This window comes from Micromonospora sp. AKA38, from assembly GCF_027925725.1.
GTDB lineage: Bacteria > Actinomycetota > Actinomycetes > Mycobacteriales > Micromonosporaceae > Micromonospora.
The window spans coordinates 318,248-341,162 of the sequence record NZ_BNEI01000007.1 but is presented as its reverse complement, the minus strand read 5'-3'; the positions used below and the strand labels follow the sequence as shown (position 1 = coordinate 341,162).

Annotated in this window: 26 protein-coding genes and 1 riboswitch; of the genes, 14 read left to right on the top strand and 12 right to left on the bottom strand. The window is 74.4% G+C overall.

Annotated features, from left to right (window positions below; genetic code table 11):
• Positions 1 to 27 precede the first annotated feature (27 nt).
• Positions 28 to 309 (top strand): WXG100 family type VII secretion target, encoded by a 282-nt coding sequence (locus TPA0908_RS28835; protein WP_091062555.1) that lies wholly within the window; start codon positions 28 to 30, stop codon positions 307 to 309.
• A gap of 123 nt (positions 310 to 432) precedes the next feature.
• On the opposite strand, the gene mycP is transcribed toward TPA0908_RS28835, so the two are convergent.
• A complete protein-coding gene (gene mycP / locus TPA0908_RS28830) occupies positions 433 to 1,671 on the bottom strand; it encodes a type VII secretion-associated serine protease mycosin (RefSeq protein ID WP_281943323.1) in 1,239 nt (412 codons plus the stop codon).
• A 59-nt stretch (positions 1,672 to 1,730) separates the two neighbouring features.
• Positions 1,731 to 2,075 carry a helix-turn-helix transcriptional regulator gene (locus TPA0908_RS28825; RefSeq protein WP_281943321.1) on the bottom strand — a complete coding sequence of 115 codons (345 nt, stop codon included), beginning with the start codon at positions 2,073 to 2,075 and terminating at the stop codon, positions 1,731 to 1,733.
• A 170-nt stretch (positions 2,076 to 2,245) separates the two neighbouring features.
• On the opposite strand from TPA0908_RS28825, the gene TPA0908_RS28820 reads away from it, so the two are divergent.
• Positions 2,246 to 2,899, top strand: coding sequence for a carbonic anhydrase (locus tag TPA0908_RS28820; RefSeq protein ID WP_281943319.1), 654 nt, complete (start codon positions 2,246 to 2,248; stop codon positions 2,897 to 2,899).
• Between the two features lie 56 nt (positions 2,900 to 2,955).
• On the opposite strand, the gene TPA0908_RS28815 is transcribed toward TPA0908_RS28820, so the two are convergent.
• The 3 genes from TPA0908_RS28815 to TPA0908_RS28805 all read right to left on the bottom strand — a co-directional run bounded on the left by TPA0908_RS28815 (position 2,956) and on the right by TPA0908_RS28805 (position 6,104).
• Entirely contained in the window at positions 2,956 to 3,981 is a 1,026-nt protein-coding gene (locus tag TPA0908_RS28815) for a coiled-coil domain-containing protein (protein WP_281943317.1), read from the bottom strand.
• Between the two features lie 4 nt (positions 3,982 to 3,985).
• Positions 3,986 to 4,116, bottom strand: a riboswitch (cyclic di-AMP (ydaO/yuaA leader).
• A 154-nt stretch (positions 4,117 to 4,270) separates the two neighbouring features.
• Positions 4,271 to 5,578: a YibE/F family protein gene (locus tag TPA0908_RS28810; RefSeq protein ID WP_281943315.1), complete on the bottom strand. Its 1,308-nt coding sequence runs from the start codon at positions 5,576 to 5,578 to the stop codon at positions 4,271 to 4,273.
• Between the two features lie 226 nt (positions 5,579 to 5,804).
• On the bottom strand, positions 5,805 to 6,104 hold the full coding sequence (locus tag TPA0908_RS28805; RefSeq protein ID WP_281943313.1) for a metal-sensitive transcriptional regulator: 300 nt from the start codon (positions 6,102 to 6,104) through the stop codon (positions 5,805 to 5,807).
• A 79-nt stretch (positions 6,105 to 6,183) separates the two neighbouring features.
• Between TPA0908_RS28805 and TPA0908_RS28800 the strand changes: the two genes are divergently transcribed.
• The 4 genes from TPA0908_RS28800 (at position 6,184) to TPA0908_RS28785 (ending at position 9,901) form a co-directional block, all read left to right on the top strand.
• Positions 6,184 to 6,390 (top strand): heavy-metal-associated domain-containing protein, encoded by a 207-nt coding sequence (locus tag TPA0908_RS28800; RefSeq protein ID WP_281943311.1) that lies wholly within the window; start codon positions 6,184 to 6,186, stop codon positions 6,388 to 6,390.
• A 34-nt stretch (positions 6,391 to 6,424) separates the two neighbouring features.
• Entirely contained in the window at positions 6,425 to 7,375 is a 951-nt protein-coding gene (locus TPA0908_RS28795) for a hypothetical protein (protein WP_281943309.1), read from the top strand.
• A 16-nt stretch (positions 7,376 to 7,391) separates the two neighbouring features.
• Entirely contained in the window at positions 7,392 to 9,647 is a 2,256-nt protein-coding gene (locus tag TPA0908_RS28790) for a heavy metal translocating P-type ATPase (RefSeq protein WP_281943307.1), read from the top strand.
• Between the two features lie 80 nt (positions 9,648 to 9,727).
• Positions 9,728 to 9,901 (top strand): CsbD family protein, encoded by a 174-nt coding sequence (locus TPA0908_RS28785; protein WP_281943306.1) that lies wholly within the window; start codon positions 9,728 to 9,730, stop codon positions 9,899 to 9,901.
• 88 nt (positions 9,902 to 9,989) lie between these two features.
• On the opposite strand, the gene TPA0908_RS28780 is transcribed toward TPA0908_RS28785, so the two are convergent.
• From TPA0908_RS28780 to TPA0908_RS28760, 5 genes are all read right to left on the bottom strand, one after another.
• Entirely contained in the window at positions 9,990 to 10,625 is a 636-nt protein-coding gene (locus tag TPA0908_RS28780) for a dihydrofolate reductase family protein (RefSeq protein WP_281943304.1), read from the bottom strand.
• Between the two features lie 29 nt (positions 10,626 to 10,654).
• Positions 10,655 to 11,899, bottom strand: a complete 1,245-nt coding sequence (locus TPA0908_RS28775) for an RNA polymerase sigma factor (RefSeq protein ID WP_281943302.1) — start codon at positions 11,897 to 11,899, stop codon at positions 10,655 to 10,657.
• Positions 11,896 to 12,255: a YciI family protein gene (locus TPA0908_RS28770; protein ID WP_281943810.1), complete on the bottom strand. Its 360-nt coding sequence runs from the start codon at positions 12,253 to 12,255 to the stop codon at positions 11,896 to 11,898. Before TPA0908_RS28770 ends, TPA0908_RS28775 begins: the two co-directional genes overlap by 4 nt.
• 111 nt (positions 12,256 to 12,366) lie before the next feature.
• Positions 12,367 to 12,591, bottom strand: a complete 225-nt coding sequence (locus TPA0908_RS28765) for a GntR family transcriptional regulator (RefSeq protein WP_281943300.1) — start codon at positions 12,589 to 12,591, stop codon at positions 12,367 to 12,369.
• 439 nt (positions 12,592 to 13,030) lie between these two features.
• On the bottom strand, positions 13,031 to 14,230 hold the full coding sequence (locus TPA0908_RS28760) for a DUF2786 domain-containing protein (RefSeq protein ID WP_281943298.1): 1,200 nt from the start codon (positions 14,228 to 14,230) through the stop codon (positions 13,031 to 13,033).
• Between the two features lie 140 nt (positions 14,231 to 14,370).
• Between TPA0908_RS28760 and TPA0908_RS28755 the strand changes: the two genes are divergently transcribed.
• From TPA0908_RS28755 to TPA0908_RS28735, 5 genes are all read left to right on the top strand, one after another.
• Positions 14,371 to 15,231, top strand: a complete 861-nt coding sequence (locus TPA0908_RS28755) for a DUF3152 domain-containing protein (protein WP_281943296.1) — start codon at positions 14,371 to 14,373, stop codon at positions 15,229 to 15,231.
• A gap of 31 nt (positions 15,232 to 15,262) precedes the next feature.
• On the top strand, positions 15,263 to 15,925 hold the full coding sequence (locus TPA0908_RS28750) for a response regulator transcription factor (RefSeq protein WP_281943295.1): 663 nt from the start codon (positions 15,263 to 15,265) through the stop codon (positions 15,923 to 15,925).
• 2 nt (positions 15,926 to 15,927) lie between these two features.
• The gene (locus tag TPA0908_RS28745) at positions 15,928 to 17,118 is read left to right on the top strand and encodes a sensor histidine kinase (RefSeq protein WP_281943293.1); all 1,191 of its coding nucleotides are present in this window, start codon (positions 15,928 to 15,930) and stop codon (positions 17,116 to 17,118) included.
• 79 nt (positions 17,119 to 17,197) lie between these two features.
• Positions 17,198 to 17,689: a DUF2231 domain-containing protein gene (locus TPA0908_RS28740; RefSeq protein WP_281943291.1), complete on the top strand. Its 492-nt coding sequence runs from the start codon at positions 17,198 to 17,200 to the stop codon at positions 17,687 to 17,689.
• A gap of 66 nt (positions 17,690 to 17,755) precedes the next feature.
• A complete protein-coding gene (locus TPA0908_RS28735; RefSeq protein ID WP_281943808.1) occupies positions 17,756 to 18,733 on the top strand; it encodes an aldo/keto reductase in 978 nt (325 codons plus the stop codon).
• A 3-nt stretch (positions 18,734 to 18,736) separates the two neighbouring features.
• On the opposite strand, the gene TPA0908_RS28730 is transcribed toward TPA0908_RS28735, so the two are convergent.
• Together TPA0908_RS28730 and TPA0908_RS28725 are read right to left on the bottom strand one after the other, a co-directional pair.
• A complete protein-coding gene (locus tag TPA0908_RS28730; RefSeq protein ID WP_281943289.1) occupies positions 18,737 to 19,162 on the bottom strand; it encodes an ATP-binding protein in 426 nt (141 codons plus the stop codon).
• 66 nt (positions 19,163 to 19,228) lie between these two features.
• Complete coding sequence (locus TPA0908_RS28725; protein WP_281943287.1) at positions 19,229 to 19,975, bottom strand: SAM-dependent methyltransferase; 747 nt, start codon at positions 19,973 to 19,975, stop codon at positions 19,229 to 19,231.
• 172 nt (positions 19,976 to 20,147) lie between these two features.
• Between TPA0908_RS28725 and TPA0908_RS28720 the strand changes: the two genes are divergently transcribed.
• From TPA0908_RS28720 to TPA0908_RS28710, 3 genes are all read left to right on the top strand, one after another.
• Positions 20,148 to 21,179, top strand: coding sequence for an extracellular catalytic domain type 2 short-chain-length polyhydroxyalkanoate depolymerase (locus TPA0908_RS28720; RefSeq protein WP_281943284.1), 1,032 nt, complete (start codon positions 20,148 to 20,150; stop codon positions 21,177 to 21,179).
• A gap of 68 nt (positions 21,180 to 21,247) precedes the next feature.
• Positions 21,248 to 21,466 carry a hypothetical protein gene (locus TPA0908_RS28715; protein ID WP_281943282.1) on the top strand — a complete coding sequence of 73 codons (219 nt, stop codon included), beginning with the start codon at positions 21,248 to 21,250 and terminating at the stop codon, positions 21,464 to 21,466.
• A 121-nt stretch (positions 21,467 to 21,587) separates the two neighbouring features.
• Positions 21,588 to 22,817: an FUSC family protein gene (locus tag TPA0908_RS28710; protein WP_374709268.1), complete on the top strand. Its 1,230-nt coding sequence runs from the start codon at positions 21,588 to 21,590 to the stop codon at positions 22,815 to 22,817.
• Positions 22,818 to 22,915 lie beyond the last annotated feature (98 nt).

The window sequence follows — 22,915 nt, the reverse complement described above, 5'->3', positions numbered from 1 at the left end:
CCGCGCAGACAGGCAGAGGGGGAATCGATGAGCATCAAGGTTGACTACGCCGTCCTCGAGAGCAGCAACCAGCAGATGCAGGCCATCTCGCGGACCATCGACGAGAAGCTGGACACGCTGCGGGCCATGCTGACCAAGCTCGAGTGGGAGGGCCAGGACCGGGTCGCCTACCAGCAGCACCAGGCCCAGTGGGACGCCGCCGTGCGGGACATCAACAAGGTCCTCAACGAGATCGGCGGCGCGGTGGGCATCGCACGCGAGAACTACATGACCACGGAGATGAGCAACTCCAAGGTCTGGGGCAACTGACCTCGACCGGTCCGGCACGGCTCCGCTCCGGCTCGCGTCGGGCGGAGCCGTGCCGTGTTCCGGGCCCGGCGGCCCGGGCCCGCCCCGGCTCGGGGGCCGTCCGCGTCGCCGGCCGGTCGTGCGTCAGGCGTCCCGGGGGACGTCGCGCCGGCCGGGTCGCCATCCGCGTCGCCGGCCGCGTACCAGGATCGGGCGCACCGTCAGCAGCACGCCGGCCAGCAGCGTGCCGACCACGGCGGCCCAGATCGCCGCGGTGCGCTGCCGGGCCAGCGGGTCGGTGCGCGGGGCGGGCGGCGGCATCGCGCCCAGCGGCGGGTCGCTCCGGGTGCCCAGCAGGCTGGTCACCGCCCGGTAAGGATTGACCATCCCGTAGCCGACCTGCGGGTTGTGCCCGTCGGGCGGGTTGTCCGCGGTGCGGGTCAGCCGGTAGGCCACCTCGTCGGGGCTGATGTCCGGGTACGCGGCGCGCACCAACGCGGCCGCCCCGGAGACGTACGCGGTGGCGAAACTCGTCCCGCCCTGCGGCTCGGCCCGGTAGCCCGCACCCTGCGGCGCGGGGCCGACGATGTTCAGGCCGGGGCCGGCGATGTCCACGTAGTCCGCGCTGACCGAGCTGCCGACGTGCCCGCCCTGCTCGTCGATGCCGGCCACGGCGATGACCCCCGGGTACGCCGCCGGGTAGGCCGGCCGGTCCTCCCGGTTCTCCTGCCGGTTGCCGGCGGAGGCGACCACCACCACGCCCTTGTCGAGCGCGTGGGCGACCGCCGACCTCAACGCCGGGTCGTCCAGCGTGACCAGGGACAGGTTGATCACGTCGGCGTCGTGGTCGACCGCCCAGCGGATCGCCCGGCCGATCTCACCCGGCACGTCCGGGTCGAAGTTCTCCTTGTTCTCCGCCAGCACCCGCAGCGGCAGGATTTTGGCCTCCGGTGCGATGCCGGTGTAGGGCGAACCGCTGCCCTCCCGGCCGGCGATGATGCCGGCCACCATGGTGCCGTGCCCGACCAGGTCGCACTGCCCGCGCAGGTGGACCAGCCGGTTGAAGTCCTCGCCGGGCAGCACCCGGCCGCGCAGCAACGGGTGGGTCGGTGAGACGCCGGAGTCGACGACCGCGACGGTGACGCCCCGCCCCTTGCCGACCCGCCAGGCCGCGGCCGGGTCGAGCCGGCTCAGCGCCCAGGGCGCCTCGGTGGGGGCCGGACCGCCGGGGGGCCCGCACTTCGGTGCCGCCACCGCCGGGGCCGGCACCGCCGCCGCGCCGGCGACGAGGGCGGCCACCGCCGCTCCGGACAGGACGGACCTGACCCGGTGGCCGGCCCGGGCGCGTCCCGTCGTCCGGCCCGGCCGCAAGCTGTCGCGCACGCGGTGAGATTACCGTCGTGGCCGGACGTGTGCGGGCACGGACGGCCGCCCGGCGGTGGTCAACGCTCGGGGGTGGCGTCGGTGGCCGCCGGTTCGGCGGCGAAGAGGTCGAGCAACGCCCCGACCTGCTGGTCGGCCTCGGCGGGATGCCGGAAGCGGCCGTTCGGGTTGATCGTGTACTCGTTGCGCCGACCCACCCGGGTGCGGTGGAGGTAGCCGCCGGCCTCCAGGTCGGCGACGATCGCCTGGGCCGCCCGCTCGGTGACGCCCACCTCGTCCGCCACGTCCCGCAGCCGCGCGGTGGGGTTGCGCGCGATGGCCAGCAGCACGTGCCCGTGGTTGGTGAGGAAGGTCCAGTGCCGGCGGCTCCCGTCCTCGCCTGGTGTGGTCGCCATGGTGGTCATCGTATGGCGTGGCGGGCGGTTACCCGGACCCGGAGCGGGTCGAGGCATAACGCATGAAATGCGTATCACGAAATCTTGACGTGCCATCGGTCTCGTGTGACGGTGGGTCGCGAGGCCGACACCGCCGACCGCCGGCCCGGTCGTTCCGCCCGAGGACGAGGTGAGCAGCGATGATCCCGAGCACTCCCGACGAGGCACTCGCCGAACTACGGGCCGGTAACCACCGGTTCGTCACCGGTGTGCCGCAGCATCCGAACCAGGACGCCGGGCGCCGGGCCGCGGTCGCCGAGGGCCAGCACCCGTTCGCGGTGATCGTCGGCTGCTCCGACTCCCGGCTCGCCGCCGAGATCATCTTCGACCGCGGTCTCGGCGACCTCTTCGTGGTGCGTACCGCCGGGCACACCGCCGGCCCCGAGGTGCTCGGCAGCGTCGAGTACGCGGTGACCGTGCTCGGCACGCCGCTCGTGGTGGTGCTCGGCCACGACTCGTGCGGCGCGGTCCAGGCGGCCCGCGAGGCGGTCCGCACCGGCTCCGCGCCGGCCGGGCACCTGGGCGCGGTGGTGGACGCCGTCTCGCCCAGCCTGCTCCGGGCCGCCCGGCAGGAGGTCGAGGACCTCGACGGCATCATCGACGTCCACATCGCGCAGACCGTGGAGACCCTGCTGGCCCGCTCGACGGTGCTCGCCGAGCGGGTGGCCGCGGGAGCGTGCTCGGTGGCCGGCATGTCGTACCGGCTGAGCGGCGGTGAGGTGCGGACGGTGGCGCAGTCCCCGGCCCCGGTGCCCGCGCCGGCCGCACCGGCGGACCCGGCGCTCGCCGGCTGACCACCCCCGGACACACGAAAGGGGCCGCCCGGAGGCGGCCCCTTCTCGCGTACGCGTCAGAGCAGTGACATGTGCACGTGGTCGGTGTGGTTCGAGGGCCCGCTGTAGGAACTCCAGCCGGTCGCCGGGAACCAGATCTGCCGGTTCCAGATCACGTAGTAGATGCCCAGTCGGTCGGCGTTACGGATGAGGAAGGCGGCCACCTCGTTGCCGTACCGGCGGGTGTCGTTGTTGTGCCACGGCGAGAAGCCGCTGTTCTGCAACGACCAGTCGCACGCCTTGCCCTTGGGGTGCTCCCACGGCCCGCCGGGGCGGTAACAGCCCACGAAGCGGTTGAAGCCGGCGCGCTTGACCTCCTTGTACGCGTGCAGCGTGCGCGGCGTGACGCAGCCGGAGGTGGTCGGGTCGTTCTCGCTGCACGACTCGGACTTCCACCCGCCGTCGGCGGTGCGGCCGGGGCCGATCTTGGCAACCGGGGAGGTGGCCGAGACCAGGCCACCGGTGAAGTCCAGCCCGCCGACCAGCTTCAGCGCCTTCTGCGCCTCGACCTTCTCGCGGGCCATCGCGTTCGTCTGCTTCTCCTGCTCGCGCACCTCGGCGTCGAGCGCGATCTTGGCCTGCTCGGCGCGCGTCTTCACCGCGTTGATGGCGGCGAGCCGCTGCCCGTTGAACAGGTTGAGTTCGTCCAGGGCGCTGGCCCGACGGACGAACGAGTCGGGCGAGTCGCTCTCCAGCAGCATCGCCATCGCACCGACCCGACCGGTGCGGTAGGACTGCGCGGCGATCTCGGTGACCTGCGGGCTGAGCGCGTCGAGCTCGTTCTGCGCCGCCTTCACCTCGAGCGCGAGCTTGAGCTGCCGCTTGCGCGACGTGTCCAGCTTGGACTTGGCCTGGAGGTAGGCCCGGTTGGCGGCGGTGACGGCCTCGCTGATCAGCGGTGGGTCGTCGTCCTCCGAGTGCCCCGAGGGGTTGGGGGCGGCGGTGTGCGGAGCCGCCGACGCCGGGGTCGGCCCGACCAGCACGGCGAGCGCGGCGAGCACGGCCACCACGGGTGTCAAGCAGCGGCGCAGGGGTGCCGTCACAGTGTTCCCTTCCGTCGGCCGCCGACCGGGTTAGCTGACGGGTTCGGGACGGAAGCGGCCCCTACCGCTGACGCGGATTCACCCCATGTACCTGGTTCCCCGGCTCGCCCGGAGGCGATTGGGCGGCGGCACCGCAGGCGCGGGTGCGCGCCTTCGGCGGTGACCGGCAGCGAGGTTACCCGAGATGTCGACCGGGGATCTACGCCCGGAAGCCGACCAATCGCGAGAATTCGACATTGCCCAGCGTGACCAGCATCGCGTTTCACGCGCGCCGTCACGCTGCGGAGTGTCACCATGCGACATCCGTACTTCCCCGGCGGTCGGGCCACCGTTCGGTCGGCGTCCCGCCGAGCGCCTCCAGCGCCTCGCCGCGGGCCGCCGGGGGCCGGCCCGGCGGTGGCGGCGACGCCCCGGCCGCCGGCCCGCGCCGCCCGGCGGTGGCCACGACCGCGGCCAGCGCGGTGGTGAGCGGTACGGCGGCGATCAGACCGAGGGTCGCCACCGCGCTGCGGACGATCTCCTGGGCGAGGAACTCGCTGGTCAGGATCTCGCTCACCGGGCGGGAGTCGGCCACCAGCAGGAGCAGCAGCGGCAGCGAGGCGCCCGCGTACGCCAGCACGATGGTGTTGACAGTGGACGCGATGTGCGCCCGGCCCACCCGGGTGGCCGCCCGGTAGAGCTGCCGTCGGGAGAGGTCGGGGTTGGCGTGCGCCAGCTCGGTGACGGTGGCCGCCTGGGTGACCGTGACGTCGTCCAGCACGCCCAGCGAGCCGATGATGATGCCGGCCAGCAGCAGCCCGTGCAGGTCCACGCCGCCCTGGAACATGGAGAGCGTGGTGGCGTCCTCGCTGCCGAAGCCGGTCAGGTGGGTGGCGGCGGTGGCGAGCGTGCCCAGCACGCCGGTGACCACCAGGCTGCCGAGCGTGCCGAGCACCGCCACCGACGTCTGCGCGCTGATGCCGTGGGTCAGGTAGAGCACCACGAACATGATCAGCGCGGCGCCGACGATCGCCACCGGCAGCGGGGACCGGCCGGCGCCGATCCCGGGCAGCACGAAGCCGAGCAGGATGGCGAAGCTCGCCACCAGGCCACCCAACGCGGCCAGCCCGCGCCAGCGCCCGAACGCCACGATCGCGGCGGCGAAGAGCGCCACCAGCCAGATCAACGGCGTGGCCCGCTGGTGCTCGGCGATGTTGTACGCCTTCACCGACGGGTCGGCCGGGTCGGTCAGCTCGACCAGGATCACCTCGTCGCCGACCTCGACGCGTGGTGCCCCGGGCCCGTCCGGGATCGGCGTCTCGACCTGCCGGCCGGCGTCCGGGCCCTGCTCCGCGGCGACCGTCACGGTGCCGCACCGGCCGCCGCCGCCCTCGGGGGCCTCCGGCGTGGGCGGGCAGGGCTCGGTCACCACCCGGGTCACCGTGCCGTGGTGGCGCGGCACGTTCTCGGCTTCGGCCGGCTCGGGGCCGCCGCCCCGGGGCCAGAGCACCAGCGCCGCGAGCACGGTGAGCACGAAGAGCGGCACCACGGTCGCGAGCAGGAGCCGGCGTACGCCCGGCGGCGCGGCGGGGGCGGGACGGGTGTGGTCGGCGCCCACGGTGGCTCTCCCTGCGGGTCGCGGCGCACCGGTTCACCGGCCGGTCGTCCACCGGCCGGCGCGGACGCGTCCTGTCCACGCCCGGGGTCGCCGCCGGGTCATGGTAGCCACCCCACCTGCGCGATCTTGCACTTGCGGCCCTGGCAAACGGCGCGAACGGGGCGTTTCGTGGGCCGCAACTGCAAGATCGGCGGGGCGGGGCGGGGTGGGGGTGGGGTGGGGAGGGTCAGCCGCGCTTCATGAGGCGGCCCACGGCGGCCATCATCTCGGTCGCCATCTCGTCGGCGCGGCCCTCGGCGGCGCCCTCGTGCATGCAGTGCCGGGCGTGGCCGTCGAGCAGGCCCAGCGCGACCTTGTCCAGCGCGGCCTGGATGGCGGAGATCTGGGTCAGCACGTCGATGCAGTAACGGTCGTCCTCGACCATCTTCTCGATGCCCCGGACCTGCCCCTCGATGCGGCGGAGCCGCGCGAGCAGTTGGTCCTTGCTGGCGGTGTAGCCCCGGACCGGGGTGGACGGCGTGGTCATGCGTCGAGGATACCGTACCCCTCGGGGGTATGGTACCGTTCGACTCGTACCCCCAGGGGGTATCAGATCGGAGGGCGAGATGAACACCACGTACCAGGTGCGGGGCATGACCTGCGGGCACTGCGTCGACGCGGTCAGCACCGAGCTGAGCGCGCTGCCGGGCGTCACCGACGTCCAGGTCAACCTGGCCACCGGCCGGGTCACCGTCACCAGCCGGGAACCACTGGCCGCGGACGCCGTCCGCGCCGCCGTCGACGAGGCCGGCTACGACCTCGCCGGGGCGTGACGGGTCCGCGGACCCGCAGAACCGAGGAGGCACCATGAACACGGCGACGAAGCTGAGTGGCTTCGCGCTCGGCCTCGCGGCGGTGTTCGCCGGGGCGTACGGGATCGGTCACGTGGCCGGTCCCGCCGCCCCGGCCGCCGAGACCCGGCACGACACCACCGACACCGACCACGGAGCCGCCGGCCACGGCGACGAGAGCGCCGGCGGCGCGCACCTGCCCGGCGGGCTGCTGGTCTCCGAGCAGGGCTACACGCTCCAGCCGGTGACCGCCCCGGCCGGCGAGTTCGCGTTCCGGATCACCGGCCCGGACGGCGCACCGGTCACCCGCTACGACGTGGCGCACGACAGGCGCATGCACCTGATCGTCGCCCGCCGCGACCTGTCCGGCTTCCGGCACGTGCACCCGGAGCTGGCCGCCGACGGCACCTGGCGGGTCGCCTCGCCGCTCGCCGGGCCCGGCGTCTGGCGGGCGTTCGCCGACTTCACGCCGACCGGCGGCGAGCCACTGACGCTCGGCGTCGACGTCACCGTCCCCGGCCCGCTGACCGCCCGGCCGCTGCCGGCACCGGCCACCACCGCCACGGTCGACGGCTACACGGTCACGCTCACCGGCACGCCGGAGCCCGGTCGCACCAGCCGGCTCACGCTCACCGTCAGCCGGGCCGGTCGCCCGGTCACCGACCTCCAGCCCTACCTCGGCGCGTACGGGCACCTGGTGGCGCTGCGCCAGGGCGACCTGGCCTACCTGCACGTGCACCCGGAGGGCACGCCCGACGACGGGCGCACGCCCGCCGGGCCGGCGGTCACGTTCGCGGCCGAGGTGCCGTCCGCCGGGGCGTACCGTCTCTACCTGGACTTCCGCCACGGCGACGCGGTGCACACCGCCGAGTTCACCGTCCTGGCCGGCGCCCAGCCCGCGCCGGCACCCACCACCGCACCGACCCCGGACGCCGGACACGGCACGCCGGGGCACGGGCACAGTTGACCGGGGAGGTGTCGCGATGACCACCACGGGAAAGACGCTGCCGACCGCGCCGAACCTGATCGAACTCGCGATCGGCGGCATGACCTGCGCGTCCTGCGCCGCCCGGATCGAGAAGAAGCTCAACCGGATGGACGGCGTCGAGGCCACGGTGAACTACGCCACCGAGAAGGCCACCGTCCGGTACGCCGACGACATCGCGCCGGCCGACCTGATCGCCACCGTGGAGAAGACCGGCTACACGGCAGAGGTGCCGCCGCCGCCCGCCCGCGCCGGGGAGGTCGCGGCCGCCGAGCCGGTGGACGAGCTGCGGGTGGCGCGCACCCGGCTGTGGGTCTCCGCGGTGCTGACGCTGCCGGTGATCGTGCTGGCCATGGTGCCGGCCTGGCAGTTCGACTACTGGCAGTGGGCCTCGCTCACGCTCGCCGCGCCGGTGGTGGTCTGGGGCGGGCTGCCGTTCCACCGGGCCGCGCTGGTCAACCTGCGGCACGGCGCGGCGACCATGGACACGCTGGTCTCGCTCGGCACGCTGGCCGCGTTCGGCTGGTCGCTCTGGGCGCTCTTCCTCGGCGACGCCGGGATGCCCGGGATGACGCACCCGTTCCGGTTCGACATCACCCGCGGCGACGGCGCCGGCAACATCTACCTGGAGGCCGCCGCCGGGGTGACCGCCTTCATCCTGGCCGGGCGTTACTTCGAGACGCGGGCCAAGCGCACCGCCGGCTCCGCGCTGCGGGCCCTGCTGGAGTTGGGCGCGAAGGACGTGGCGGTGCTGCGCGGCGGGTCGGAGGTCCGGATCCCGGTCGACCAGCTCGCGGTCGCCGACCGGTTCGTGGTCCGGCCCGGCGAGAAGATCGCCACCGACGGCGTGGTCGAGGAGGGCACCTCGGCGGTCGACGCCAGCATGCTCACCGGCGAGTCGGTGCCGGTCGAGGTCGGGCCGGGTGACGCCGTGGTGGGCGCCACCGTCAACGCCGGTGGCCGGCTGGTGGTCCGGGCCACCCGGATCGGCGGCGACACCCAGCTCGCCCAGATGGCCCGACTGGTGGAACAGGCGCAGACCGGCAAGGCGGCGGTGCAGCGCCTCGCCGACCGGATCTCCGGCGTGTTCGTGCCGATCGTGATCGCCCTGGCCGCCGGCACGCTGGGCTGGTGGCTCGGCACCGGCGCCGGGCCGACCGCCGCGTTCACCGCCGCCGTGGCCGTGCTGATCATCGCGTGCCCGTGCGCGCTCGGCCTGGCCACCCCGACCGCGCTGCTGGTCGGCACCGGGCGCGGCGCGCAGCTCGGCGTGCTGATCAAGGGACCGGAGGTGCTGGAGTCCACCCGCCGGGTGGACACCGTGGTGCTGGACAAGACCGGCACCGTCACCACCGGCCGGATGACGCTGGCCGAGGTGCTGCCCGCCGCCGGCGAGGACGCCGGCGAACTGCTCCGGCTGGCCGGCGCGCTGGAGGCGGCCTCCGAGCACCCGATCGCGCGGGCGGTCGCCGAGGGCGCGGCCGAGGCCGGGCCGACGCCCGCCGTCGGCGACTTCGCGAACGCCGAGGGGCTCGGCGTGACCGGCACGGTCGACGGCCGGAGCGTGGTGGTCGGGCGGCTCCGACTGCTCCGGGAGCGCGGTCTCGACGTACCCGAGGAGGTCGTGCGCGCCGCGACCGGCGCGGAGGCCGCCGGCCGCACGGCGGTCCTGGCCGGCTGGGACGGGCGGGCCCGGGGCGTGCTCGCGGTGGCCGACGCGGTGAAGCCGACCAGCCGGGCGGCGGTCGAACGGCTGCGCGGCCTGGGGCTCACCCCGGTGCTCCTCACCGGCGACAACGCCACCGTGGCCGGGGCGGTGGCCGCCGAGGTGGGCATCGACGAGGTGATCGCGGAGGTGCTGCCCGCCGACAAGGTGGCCGTGGTCGAGCGGCTCCAGGGCGAGGGCCGGGTGGTGGCCATGGTCGGGGACGGGGTCAACGACGCCGCCGCGCTGGCCCGCGCCGACCTCGGGCTGGCCATGGGCACCGGCACCGACGTGGCCATCGAGGCCGCCGACCTGACGCTGGTGCGGGGCGACCTGCTGGCTGCGGCGGACGCCATCCGGCTCTCCCGCCGCACGTTGACGATCATCAAGGGCAACCTGTTCTGGGCGTTCGCCTACAACGTGGCCGCGCTGCCGCTGGCCGCCGCCGGGCTGCTCAACCCGATGCTCGCCGGCGCGGCGATGGCCTTCTCGTCGGCGTTCGTGGTGGCGAACAGCCTGCGGCTGCGGCGCTTTCGCCCGATCGGGTGACGCCGGGCACCGGCATGGTTGGGCGGGCGACCGGTTGGGTAACTCGTTGTCGTCACGCAACTGTTGAGCTGGAGGTTCCCATGGGTCTCGACGACAAGATCGACAACGCTTCCCAGGACACCGCGGGCAAGGTCAAGGAGGGCATCGGCCGGGCGACCGACAACGAGCGCCTCGAGGCCGAGGGCCGCAACGACCAGGCCGGCGCCAAGCTCAAGCAGGCCGGCGAGAAGATCAAGGACGCCTTCAAGAGCTGACGTACGCTCGCACACCCCACCGGGCCGGCCTTCGGGCCGGCCCGGCGTGCTACGTGGCGAGGGGCGCTCGCGCTGACGCGACGCCGGGTCAGCGCGGCACGCGGTAGCGGATGTGGGTGACGGTGGGACCCGCGACCACCCGTTCCGGCGTCAGGGTCGCGTCCAGCGGTCCGTCGAAGAGTGGCGTGCCGCCGCCCAGCACGATCGGCACCACGTGCAGCCAGAGCGAGTCGAGCAGGCCCGCCGCCAGGTAGCCGCGTACCGTGCTGCCGCCACCGGCCACGCAGACGTCGCGGTCACCGGCCGCCTCCCGGGCCTGCTCCAGCGCCGCCTCGGCGCCGTCGGTGACGAAGTGGAACTCCGTGCCGCCGGCCATCAGCAGCGACGCCCGCGGGTGATGGGTCAGCACGAACACCGGGGTACGGAACGGCGGATCGGCACCCCACCACCCGGTCCAGGCCCGGTCCCACGGCCCCTCGCCGCCGCCGAACATGCGCCGGCCCATCACGTACGCCCCGACGCCGGCGGTCATCTCCTCGACCACGTCGGCGTCGACGTTGCGTTCCCCGCCGGTGAGGGCGTGCTGCGCGCGCCAGCTCTCGGTGGCGAACGCCCACTCGTGCAGCCGCAGGCCGCCCTGCCCGAGCGGATCCTGCACGCTCTGACCCGGCGCGGCCACGTACCCGTCCAACGACATCGACAGTTGACTGGTGACCTCTCCCATGAGGGGTGGACCCGCCGGGTCGGCGGAACTCATCGCTCGGCGGCCAGCCGCGCCGCGCGTACCTCCAGGTAACGCCGCTCGGGCAGGCTGGTGGTGGCCCGGGCGGCGGCCAGGTAGGCGGTCCGGGCGTCCGCCCGGTCGCCGGCCAGTTCGAGCAGGTGGGCGCGGACGGCGGCGAGGCGGTGGTGGCCGGCGGTCCGGTCGTCGACGTGCAGCGGCGCGAGCATCGCCAGGCCGGCCCGGGGGCCGTCCACCATGGCCACCGCGACCGCCTGGTTGAGCGTGACCATCGGGTTGGGCGCGAGCCGGGCCAGCACCCGGTAGAGCGCCACGATCTGCGGCCAGTCCGTGGTCGCGGCGGTGGGCGCCTCCGCGTGCACCGCGGCGATGGCGGCCTGCACCTGGTACGGGCCGGGCGCCGACCAGGTCAACGCGTCGGTCACCAGCGCGATCCCCTCCGCCACGGCAGCGGTGTCCCAGCGGGTGCGGTCCTGCTCGGCCAGCGGCACCAGTTCCCCGTCCGGTCCCACCCGGGCGGCCCGGTGCGCGTCGGTGAGCAGCATCAGCGCCAGCAGCCCGGCCACCTCGCCCTGGTCCGGCAGCAGCCGGTGCAGCTCCCGGGCCAGCCGGATCGCCTCCCCGGTCAGCTCGACCCGGTGCAGCGTGTCCCCGCTGGACGCGGTGTAGCCCTCGTTGAAGACCAGGTAGAGCACGCGCAGCACCGCGCCCAGCCGTTCGTCCCGGTCGGCTCCCGACGGGAGCGTGAAGCGTGCCCCGGCCGCCTCGATCCGCTGCTTGGCGCGGCGGATCCGCTGGCTCATGGTCGCTTCCGGCACCAGGTACGCCCGCGCGATCTCGGCGGTGCTCAACCCGCCCACCGCGCGCAGCGTGAGCGCCACCTGGGCGTTGACCGGCAGCGCCGGGTGGCAGCAGAGGAACAGCAGCCGCAACGTGTCGTCCCGGCTCGGCGGCTCCTCGTCGGCGGGCGGGGCGACCGCCGCGTACGCCGGCTGCCGGACCGCCACCGCGACCTCGCGCGCCCGGCGGGCGTGTTCGCTGCGCCACTCGTCGGTGAGTCGGCGGGTGGCCACGGTGACCAGCCAGGCACGGGGATGCTCCGGCACGCCCTGCGCCGGCCACCCGGTGGCGGCGGCGAGCAGCGCCTCCTGGACCGCGTCCTCGCAGGCGTAGAACTGGCCGTGCCGGCGGACGAGCACGCCGAGGACCTGCGGCGCGAGTGTCCGCAGCAGGTCCTCGACCGCCCGGGAGGTCACATCTCCGTCCCGGCCTGCTCCATCACCGCGCGCACCTCCAGCACGCCGAAGCCGAGCCGCACGTCCGGCCAGCTCGCGGCGATCTCGACGGCCCGCTCCGGGGTCTCGCAGTCGACCGTCAGATAGCCGGCGAACTGCTCCTTGCTCTCCACGAACGGGCCGTCGGTGATCTCCGTGCCGCCGCCCGCGGGGCGTACGGTCCGGGTCTGCGACGGGTCGGCCAGCGCCTCCCCGCCGACCAGCTCACCGGACTCGGTCAGCGTCTTCATGATCTCGTCGACCTCGCCGAAGATCGCGGTGCGCTCCGCCTCGGTCAGCTCGTCGGCGAAGCCGGGCCGGTTCCAGATCAGCAGCATGTACTTCACGGTCCACTCCTCGGGTACGGGCCACCGTCGGTGGCGCCTCGCAGACGGGTCGGAGCCGGCCGGCCCGATCCGACACGTCGCGTCATGGGGAGGGGTGGGAAGTTATTCGGACTCGGCGACGAAGACGCCCTGACCCTGCTGGCCGTAGATCAGGTTTCGGGCGTGCAGCTCCTTCACCGCCCGGTAGGCCGTCGAGCGGGCGACGTTGTACAACTCACCGATCTCGGAGACCGAGGGCAGTTGTCGGCCCGGCGCATACTCGCCCGACCGGATCTTGGCCTCGATGTCATCGGCGACGCGCCGGTAATGGGGTGGTCGGGTCGGCATGGTCGGCTCTCCTGGACTTCAGCGGAGATCATGCTGCCAGCCGAAACCTGGTCGGAGAAGTGAACAACCCGGCAAGGTGGAGACAGTGGGAACTTCACTGGGCTTCCTCCACCGGTCGGCCGTGGCGAGGCTGCCTGCAGTGCCAGGATCGGCATACCTGTGCCCAGTTCGACTGGGCCGTGGAGCGGTTCGCGCACTACGCATCGATCACGTTCCAGAAGCGATGATCACCGCCCTGCCCTTCGAAAGGGCGGGCTCGGCCCGAACCGTCCGAGATCTTGGAGCGAAGTGGCCCCTGGAGGGGCACGTAGTTTCCAAGATCTCTCTGCGCCCGACATGCGAGAAGAATTATCCGCCATGTGGAAGGACTGCGGCGGGCGGCTCGTCAGGCGGACGCTCGACGGTGAACTTCCACAAGCGCCCCCGCCCGCAGAGTCGGTCAGCGAGGGCCGCGCAGGGGGCGGGGCGCGGGGCGGCCGGCGTCCAGCGAGGCGCGGTCGGCGGCGGTGGTGCCGGAACTCCACCCCTCCGTGTCACGCACCTGGAGCCGGTGCCGGGTGGTGCCGGGAAAGAGCTGGTCGGCGCGTTCCCGGACGGCATCCGTCCGGGCCGCCAGCACCGGCAGCAGCCGGTCGTCGGCGTGTTCCTCGGCCGCCGCCGTGCTGGCCGCCCGCAACCGCTCCCCGATCCGCAGCGCGAACGCGTTGAGGAACGACTCGTCGTAACCCTTCGTACGCCGGCCGCCGCCCTTGCCGCGCCCACTGCGATCGCCGCGTCCGCGCAGCATCGCGGCGGTGGCCTGCACCAGTAGCGACGTGTGCAGCAGTTCGACCGCGGCCAGGTCGGCCGGGAACCCGAGCACGGTGGCGAAGCCCAGGTCGTCGGACCAGACCGACTCGCACCGGTTCGCCGCCGCCACCTCCTGGATCAGCAGCGCCTTCGCCGCCGCGTACGGGGCATCGGTGCCGAGGCGCATCCCGCCCGGCTGGTCGGGCCGCTCGGCGGTGGCGTCGAGCAGCGCCGCGTCGATGCTGTGCCGGGCCATCAGCTCCTGCGCCTTCGCGGTGAACGCCTCCGCCTCGGCCGGGTAGCCGCTCGACTCGGCCTTGGCCAGCAACGCGCGTACCCGGTCGAGCATCCGGGAACCGGTGGCCGGCACGGCGGCGAGCGGGACGGCGGCGGCGCCGGGCGGTGGCCGGAGCACCGCGATCGGCGGCAGTGACCCGACCAGCACCAGCGCGTCGACCGCGTCCCGCAACGCGGTGATCCGGTCGCCGTCGGCGCGGCGGTCCAGCCAGCCCGCGTCGGCGTCCCAGCGGGCGTCCAGGTCGGTGAGCTGCTCGTCGAACCAGGCCGGCACCGGTGCGGGCAGCGCGCGCCGCTGGGCGGCCAGCGTGTCGCGCAGCAGCCGGGCGCCGCGCGGGGTCAGCCGGCGGGTGGCGAGCCGGTCCACGTCGACCGGCTGCCAGCCGCGCGGCCAGAGCCGCCCCACGGCACGGGAGAGCCGGGCGAGCAGCGCCGCGTCCACCGCCGCGCCGTCGCCCACCACCAGCCGGTCGAGGGCGCGCTCGGCGGCGCGTACGTCGGTGCCGCGCGCCGCCGCGAGGGCGTCGTCGAGCAGCGTCTCGGCTGGTGACACGGGTGGCTCCCCCTGGAATCCGACAGGCGGCAGGTCGTCCACCCCGGCACAGACGGTACCCGGCCCTTTCGTTCAACCGTCCGGACCTGGTATCCGTACTCCTGGCCGGAACGCGGGCGGGGCGACGGACGGAGAGCGACGTGGGCGGGCAGGACCGGGGCGTGCACCGCCGCCGACGACGGTCGGGTGCCGGCCTCCGCGCGTTCGCGGCGGTGCTCGTCGTGACCGGCCTCACGGCGGTCGGTGGGTACGCCGTGCGACGCCATCCGGAGCTGCTGGCCTCGGTCGGGGTGGACCGGACCGTGCCGGCGGCGATGCCGTCCGCGCGCCCGCCGGCGGCGACCGCCCCGCCGGTGAAGGTCGCTCCGTCGCCGGTCCCGGCAGCCGGTCGGGTGCCACCCGCCATCGGCTACCCGCTCCGGGGCGGGGGCGGGTTCCGCACCGCCGACACCACCGGCGCGGTCGCCGGGCGCGGCGGTGAGCTGCTGCGTTACCGGGTCGCGGTCGAGGACGGCATCCGCAACGTGGACGTGGAGCGCTTCGCCCGGGAGGTCGCGGCGACGCTCGCCGACCCGCGCGGCTGGACCGGTGACGGCCGGTGGCGGCTGCAACGGGTGGGCCGGGACGCGCCGGCCGACTTCACCGTGCTGCTGACCACGCCGGTCACCCGGGGCGAGCTGTGCGGCGACCCGACCGACCGCTACACGTCCTGCCGCAACGGCGACCGGGTGGTGATCAACGTGGCCCGCTGGGTGTACGGCGTGCCGCACGTGCCCGACCTCGGCCTCTACCGGCACTACCTGCTCAACCACGAGGTGGGCCACCGGCTCGGCCACGGCCACGAGCGCTGCCCCCGGGCCGGCGGCCCGGCGCCGGTGATGGTGCAGCAGACGCTCGGCCTGCACGGCTGCACGCCGAACGCGTGGCCACTGGTGGCTGGCGAGCCGCTGGCCGGCCCGTCCGGCCAGTACGACGACCCGATCCCGGCCGGGGACCACTGACCCGCCGACCCGCCGGGTGAATACTGGCCGGGTGGAGAGCCGTCCCCGCCTGCTGCTGGTCGAGGACGACCGCGCCCTGTCCGGTCTCCTCGTCGACCTGCTCACCGAGGAGGGGTACGACGTCGACGTGGCCGGCGACGGCCACCTCGGGCTGCACCGGGCGCTGACCCGGGACTACCAGGTCATGGTGGTCGACCGGGGGCTGCCGGTGCTGGACGGGCTGGAACTGGTCACCCGGCTGCGGGCGCACGGCGTCGCCTGCCCGGTGCTGCTGCTCACCGCCCGTGGCGCGGTGCACGACCGGGTCGCCGGCCTGGACGCCGGGGCGGAGGACTACCTGGTCAAGCCGTTCGAGGTGGCGGAGCTGTCGGCCCGGCTGCGGGCGTTGCGCCGCCGCCACCCGGACGGCGCGAGCTGGTTGCCGCTGGGCCGCGGCCGGCTCGACGTGGGCAATCGTCGGGTGGTCGACGGCGCCGAGGAGATCCCGCTCTCCGCCCGCGAGTTCGCCGTGCTGCACGCCCTCGCCGGGCGGCCCCGCAAGGTCTTCACCCGGGCGGAGCTGCTCAGCACCGCGTTCGACCGCGCCGACGCGCCCGGCACCGTCGACGCCTGCGTCCACCACCTGCGCCGGAAGCTGGGGCGGGACGCCGTCCGGACGGTGCACGGGCTGGGTTACCGGCTCGGGGCCGGCTGAGCGTGGACGAGGCCCGGCTCGCTCGTGCCCGCCGGCGCAGCGTGGCGCAGACCGCCGGCGCGATCGGGCTGGTCCTGTTGCTCGTCGGCGCGCTGATGTTCGCGCTGACCAGCCGGCAGGAGTCCCGGGCGTTGGACGGTGAGCTGACCCGGGTGCTGGCCGCCGCCGAGGACGTCGACGATCCGCCGCCGGGGCAGTTCCTGGCGCGGCAGCGCCCCGGCGACCCGGTCGTCGAGGTGACGCCGGGCGCGTCCCCGGAGCTGACCCGCGTGCTCGACGAGGCGGTACGCCGTCCGCCCGGCCGTCACGACGCGACGGCCGGCGACGACCGGCCGGTCCGGGTGGCGGTGGCGCGCCGGTCCGACGGCACCCGCTGGGCGGTCGCCGCCGAGCTGGCCCCGCTCCGACGCCGGCAGGGGCAGCTCGGCCTCGCGCTGCTGGTGGCCGAGCTGGCCGGGCTGGCCGGTGCGCTGGTGACCGCGACACTGCTGGCCCGCCGGGCGGTCGCCCCGCTGGCCGCCGCGTTGGGCATGCAACGCCGGTTCGTGGCGGACGCCTCGCACGAGCTGCGTGCCCCGCTGACCGTGCTGCACACCCGGGCGCAACTGCTGGCCCGGCGGGCCCGGGAACAGCCGGCCCAGGGGCTGGCCGGGCAGCTCGACCAGCTCGTGGCGGACACCCGGGCGCTCGGCGAGGTGGTGGAGGACCTGCTGGTGTCGGCCGCCGCCGAGCACCAGCCGTTGCCGGACGCCGCGGTGGACCTGACCGAGGTGGCCCGCGAGGTGGTGGGCAGCATGTCCGCGTACGCCGGCGAGCGGCGGGTGGAGCTACGGCTGGTGGCGGCCGGTCCGGCGCTGGTCCGGGGCGCCGGACCGGCCCTGCGCCGGGCAGTGACCGCGCTGGTGGACAACGCCGTCGGGCACGTGCCGGCGGGCGGGCACGTCACGGTGACCGTGTCCCGTCGGGACGGGCGGATCGCCGCCGAGGTCGCCGACGACGGGGTCGGCCTGGACCCGGCGGAGGCGGACCGCCTGTTCGCGCGGTTCGCGTACGGCACGGCCGGGGCCGGCCGGCGGTTCGGCCTCGGTCTCGCCCTGGTCCAGCATGTGGCACAGGCGCACCGGGGCACGGTCGAGGTGGCCGGTGCGCCGGGTCGCGGCGCCACCTTCACGCTGCTGCTGCCGCCCGCCTGAGCGGGCCCGGCGTAAGAACTTCGCAAGAACTGCCGGGCACTGTGGGCCCGAACCGGACCCCACCGCCGAGGAGATCATCGTGCCGGACTCCGTGAACGGACTGCCCCTGCATCCGCTGGTGGTGCACGCCGTGGTGGTCCTGCTGCCGCTGGCCGCGCTGGGCGTGGTCGCGTTGGCCGTACGCCCCGCCTGGCGGGGCCGCTTCGGGTGGCTCGTGGTGCTGGTCGCCGCGCTGGCCACCGCAGCGATCCCGCTCGCCACCGAGAGCGGGGAGAGCCTGGAGCGGCGGGTCGGCGACCCGGGCCGGCACGCCGAGCTGGGCGACCAACTGCTCTGGTTCGCGTTGCCGTTGCTGGTCGTCGCCGTCGCCCTGGTCTGGTTGCGGCGCCGGGCGGAGCGGCCGGCCGGTGCCGGGGCGACGACCGGACCCGGCGTGCCGGGCGTGGTGGTGGCCGTGCTGGCGGTGGTGGTGGCCGCGGCGAACCTGGTCCAGGTCTACCGGGTGGGCGAGTCCGGGGCGAAGGCGGTCTGGGGTGACGTCCCGGCGGCCACCGCGGAACACGGCGACTGAGCCGCCCGTCCCGGCGGCCGGGCCGCCGGGCTGCGGAGCCGGTACGGCGGTGGTGAGATGGACCGCATGGATTACGTGACGTTCGGCTCCACCGGCCTTCAGGTGTCCCGGCTCTGCCTGGGTTGCATGAGCTACGGCGAGCCGGGACGGGGCACGCACCCGTGGTCGCTGCCGGAGGACGACGCCCGGCCCTTCATCAAGCAGGCGCTGGAGCTGGGGGTGAACTTCTTCGACACCGCCAACGTCTACTCCGACGGCACCAGCGAGGAGATCGTCGGCCGGGCGTTGAAGGACTTCGCCGACCGCGACGAGGTGGTGATCGCGACGAAGGTCCACGGCCGGAGGGGGTCGGGACCGAACCGGGGCGGCCTGTCCCGCAAGCACATCATGAGCGAGATCGACGCGAGCCTGCGCCGGCTCGGCACCGACTACGTCGACCTCTACCAGATCCACCGTCTCGACCCGGCCACGCCGATCGAGGAGACGCTGGAGGCGCTGCACGACCTGGTCCGGGTCGGCAAGGTCCGCTACCTCGGCGCCTCGTCGATGTACGCGTGGCAGTTCGCCAAGGCGCTCGGGCTCGCCGAGCGGCACGGCTGGACCCGGTTCGTCTCCATGCAGAACCACTACAACCTGATCTACCGCGAGGAGGAGCGGGAGATGCTGCCGCTCTGCCTCGACGAGGGCGTCGCGGTGATCCCGTGGAGTCCGCTGGCCCGCGGCCTGTTGACCCGCGACCCGGGGGAGCGGACGGCGCGGGCGGACACCGACGAGTTCGGCCGCAAGCTGTACGCGCGTACCGAGGAGCACGACCGGGCGGTGGTCGACGCGGTGGGCCGGGTCGCCGCGCAGCGTGGCGTGCCGCGCGCCCAGGTGGCGTTGGCCTGGGTGGCGCGTCATCCGGCGGTGACCGCGCCGATCGTCGGGGCCACGAAGCCGCACCACCTGACCGACGCGGTCGCCGCACTGGAGATGGAGTTGACCGACGCCGAGGTGGCGGAGCTGGAGGCGCCGTACGTCCCGCACCCGGTGTCCGGTTTCTGAGCGCTATCGCGAGAACGCCGCCCAGATGTGCTTGGTGGTGGTGGTGGCGTACCAGCCGACGTCGAGCGAGATCGACTGGGCCAGGAAGAGTCCGCGTCCGCCCGAGTCGAGCGGGTGGATGTCGGACAGCTCCGGCACCGAGCTGACGTCGTGGTCGGCCACCTCCAACAGGAAGCAGTCGTCGGTGGCCAGCAGCGTGACGATGGTGGGGGGTCGCCCGTGCCGGAGCGCGTTGCTGGCCAGCTCGGTGACGACGAGCAGCACCATGTGCGGCACCTCGTCCAGATCCTCGCCCTGCACCAGCCCGTGCCGGTTCAACGCGTCGCGCAGCGAGGCCCGCACGTCGCGCAGCTCTTCCGGGGTGTCGAGCACCCACCGCTCCAGCTCGGTGGCCTGCGGTGGCGGCGGCGACGTGCGCAACTGTCCCATGATCTCTCTTTACCCTGCGTAGCGATCTGCTAAGCCCGGCCGCCCGTCGTCGGCGGGTCCGGGGCATCAGCGGCGCATCAGCGCGAACGCCCCCCAACCCAGATACTCGCGCTGGAAGCGGACGTACCGCAGCGGGTCCTCGGTCAACTCCTGCCGCAGCTCCGGGGCCAGCTCGTCGTCCGGGTTGGCGTCCAGCCAGCGGCGCAGGTTCAACCAGTGCGCGGCGGCGTAGCGGTCCCAGCTGTCCTGGTCGGCGAGGACCATCTCGACCAGGTCCCAGCCGCACGCGCCGAAGAGCCGGACCAGGCCGGGCAGGTCGTGGAACTCGTCCCGGGACCGTGCGTGGGAACCGGTCACCGTCTCCTCGTCGGGCGGGTCGAGGCGCCAGTACGGCTCACCGACCAGCACCGTCCCGCCGGGGCGAAGGCTGCGACGGAGGATCTCCAGCGTGCCGGGCACCCCGCCGCCGATCCAGGTCGCACCGACGCAGGCGGCCAGGTCGACGGGCTCCGTCGCGACGTACGTCGCGGCGTCGCCGTGCACGAAACGTAACCGTTCGGACACCCCCAGCTCGGTGGCGCGCTCCCTGGCGGCGGCGGTGTTGACGGTGCTGATGTCCACCCCGGTGCCGGTCACGCCGTGGTCCCGGGCCCAGGTGCAGAGCATTTCGCCCTTGCCGCTGCACAGGTCGAGGATCGACGTGCCCGGTTCGAGCTTGATCGCCCGGCCCAGGGTGGCCAGCTTGCCGGCGTCGAACGGGTTGATGATCCGCAGGTCGCCCTCGCGGATGGTGAAGCTACGTGGCAGGTCCATCCGTCGGGACGGTAGTTCGGGCCCCGGCGAGGGTCCAGGGGATTTTCGGGGTGGCCGGCCCACACCGCCCCGGCGGGCGAGGTGTCGACCACACGGATATCGGCTGTGGTCGATGTCACGCTAGCGTTCCGGCACGCCGGTCGTCCCACCGGCGGTCGGACGGGAGAACGCCATGAAGACACCGTGGAAAGCCGTCACCACCCTCGCCGCCGCGCTCCTGCTGGTCCTGCCCGGTGGCGTCGCCGCCCGGGCCGCGAGCACTCCGTACACGAAGGCTCCGGTCGCCGGCACGCTGCGCGCGTACCCGGTCTCCGCCGTCTACGTCGCCGGGGTCTCCTCCGGCGGTTACCTGGCGACCCAGCTCCAGGTCGCCTACTCGGCCCGGATCCGGGGCGCGGCGATCTTCGCGGCCGGGCCGTACTACTGCGCGCAGAACAGCGTCCCGCAGGCGCTCTACGGCTGCGGCGACACCATCTACCCGACGTACCTGGGCAACCTGGAGGCGTACACCCGCACCTGGGCCTCGTCCGGCTGGATCGACGGCACCGGCAACCTGGCCGGCCAGCCGGTGTACGTCTACCACGGCGCCAACGACGCCACCGTGAAGAAATCGGTCACCGACGACCTGGTCCGCTACTACCAGGACTTCGGCGCCGGCGTCCGCTACGACTCCGGCGGTGCGGCCGGGCACTCCTGGGTCACGCCCTACGGCACGGTCGGCTGCACGGCCACCGCCTCGCCGTTCCTCGCCGACTGCGGCACCGACCCGCAGGGCGCGTTCCTGGCCCACCTGCTCGGTCCGGTCGCCGCGCCGAACACCGGCCCGCTCAGCGGCACGCTGATCCGATTCAGCCAGGACAGCTTCGCGGTCAACGGCTGGGCCAACGGGCTGAGCATGGACGGCAACGGCTTCGCGTACGTGCCGGCCGCCTGCGCCGCCGGCACCACCTGCCGGCTGCTGGTCGCGCTGCACGGCTGCGCCCAGGGGTACGCCAGGGTCGGCACCGCGTTCGTCGACCGGGCCAACCTCAACCAGTACGCCGACACCAACCGACTGATCGTCCTCTATCCGCAGGCGATCGCCTCCGGAGTCAACCCGAACGGCTGCTGGGACTGGTGGGGCTACCTCGGCACGAACTACCCGATCAAGGGCGGTGCCCAGGTCGAGACCGTGCTGAACATGGTCCGCCGGCTGGACGGCTGACCCCGTGTGCGGCCCGGCCCGTACCCCGGGTCTGGGCCGGACCGGGTCACCTGCGGTACGGTCAGTTCATGGTCGTCGAGGAACATTGGTGGAACGGCGTCAACATCCCCCGCGGGCGCCGCGACGTCTACATCTGCACCGACGGACAGCAGTGGCAGGTCCAGGCTCAGATCGGCGGCGCCGCCGGCCGGTCGAAGATCCAGCAGTGCCCGAGCCGCGTCTCGGCGAGCATCCTCGCCGGGGCATGGCGGTCGGGCGGCACCGGTTGGCGGGAGATGCCCCGCTGATCCGGGCGCGGCGGTCAGTTCCGGCCGCCGTGCACCGCCCGGTCGACGAGTGATGCCGTGGTCGCCCATGCCCTCGGCGGTTGAGCAGGATTGAGCCGACCGGAAGCGGGTACGCCCGGCCGTGGCCGGTGCTGCGGGAGCGGGCGGCGGTGACCAGGCCGCCGGGGACAGGGCCGCCGGTGCCCAGCGCCTCGCCCGCCGGCTGCGGGCCGTGCCGGCGCTGCTGACGGACCGGTTCCGCCGGGTACGCGGGGGCGCCGGGCTGGCCGCCCAGGCCGGGTTGGCCGCCGGCCTCTCCTGGTGGGCCGCGGACTCGCTGCTGCACGTGGCCCAACCGGTCTTCGCCCCGATCTCGGCGGTGGTGGCGCTCGCCGCCTCGGTGGGGCAACGCCTGCGCCGTACCGTCGAACTGGTGCTCGGCGTGGCGGTCGGCATCCTGATCGGCAACCTGTTGATCAGCCTGGTCGGGGTCGGTGCCTGGCAGCTCGGCGCCATCGTGGCGCTGGCCGTCCTGGTGGCCGCGTTCGTCGGTCGCAGCCCGGCGCTGGCGGTCCAGGCCGGGGCGACCGCGGTGCTGATCGGCACGCTGACGCCGACCATGCCGGACCTCGAAGCGCCCCGGGTGGTCGACGCGTTGATCGGCGGCGCCGCGACGCTGCTGGTGACCGCCGTGCTGCTGCCCCTGAACCCGCTGCGGATCATCAACCGGGCGGCCGGCCCCGCGCTGATGCTGCTCGCCGACCAGTTGGACCGCACCGCCGCTGCCCTGCGCGAGCGGGAGGTCGAGGCGGCGATCGCCGCCCGGGACCGGCTGCGCGACAACAAGGAGGAGATGGACGCCTTCGGCGAGGCCGCGCAGGGCGCCCGGGAGGCCGCCACGCTCTCGCCGGTCTACTGGACCGCCCGGCAGGGGCCGCTCGGCCGGTACGCGAACTCGGTCGAGCCGGTGGACCGGGCGATGCGCAACAGCGGCACACTGATCCGGCGGGCGGTCACGCTGCTCGCCGACGGCGAGCGGATCCCGGCCGCCATGCCGGCTGCCGTGTCGGGGCTGGCCGAGGCGGTCCGCCGGCTGCGCAGGGAGTTCGCCCGGGGCGTGGCGGAGCCGACCCGCTGCCGGGAGTCCGCGTTGCGGGCGGTGGCCGAGGCCGGGCGCGCGTACCGGGCCGGGGTGGACTTCTCCGGCGCGGTCGTGGTGGCCCAGGTGCGCACCGCGGCCAGTGACCTGCTGGTCGCCACCGACGTCGACCAGGACGAGGCGAACCGGCTGGTGCGCTCGGCCTTCGGTCCGCTCGACCCACCCCGGTCCGGCGAGCGCGCCGGCTCGGGGTCGGCCCGTCCCGAGGGCTGACGCGAGGGTGGCCGGTGGCGTGCTGCTGGTGGTGGGCTCGGCCCTGGTGGCGGCGGCGGTCTTCGCGCCGGGGGAGCTGACCGGCTCCGGCGACGGCT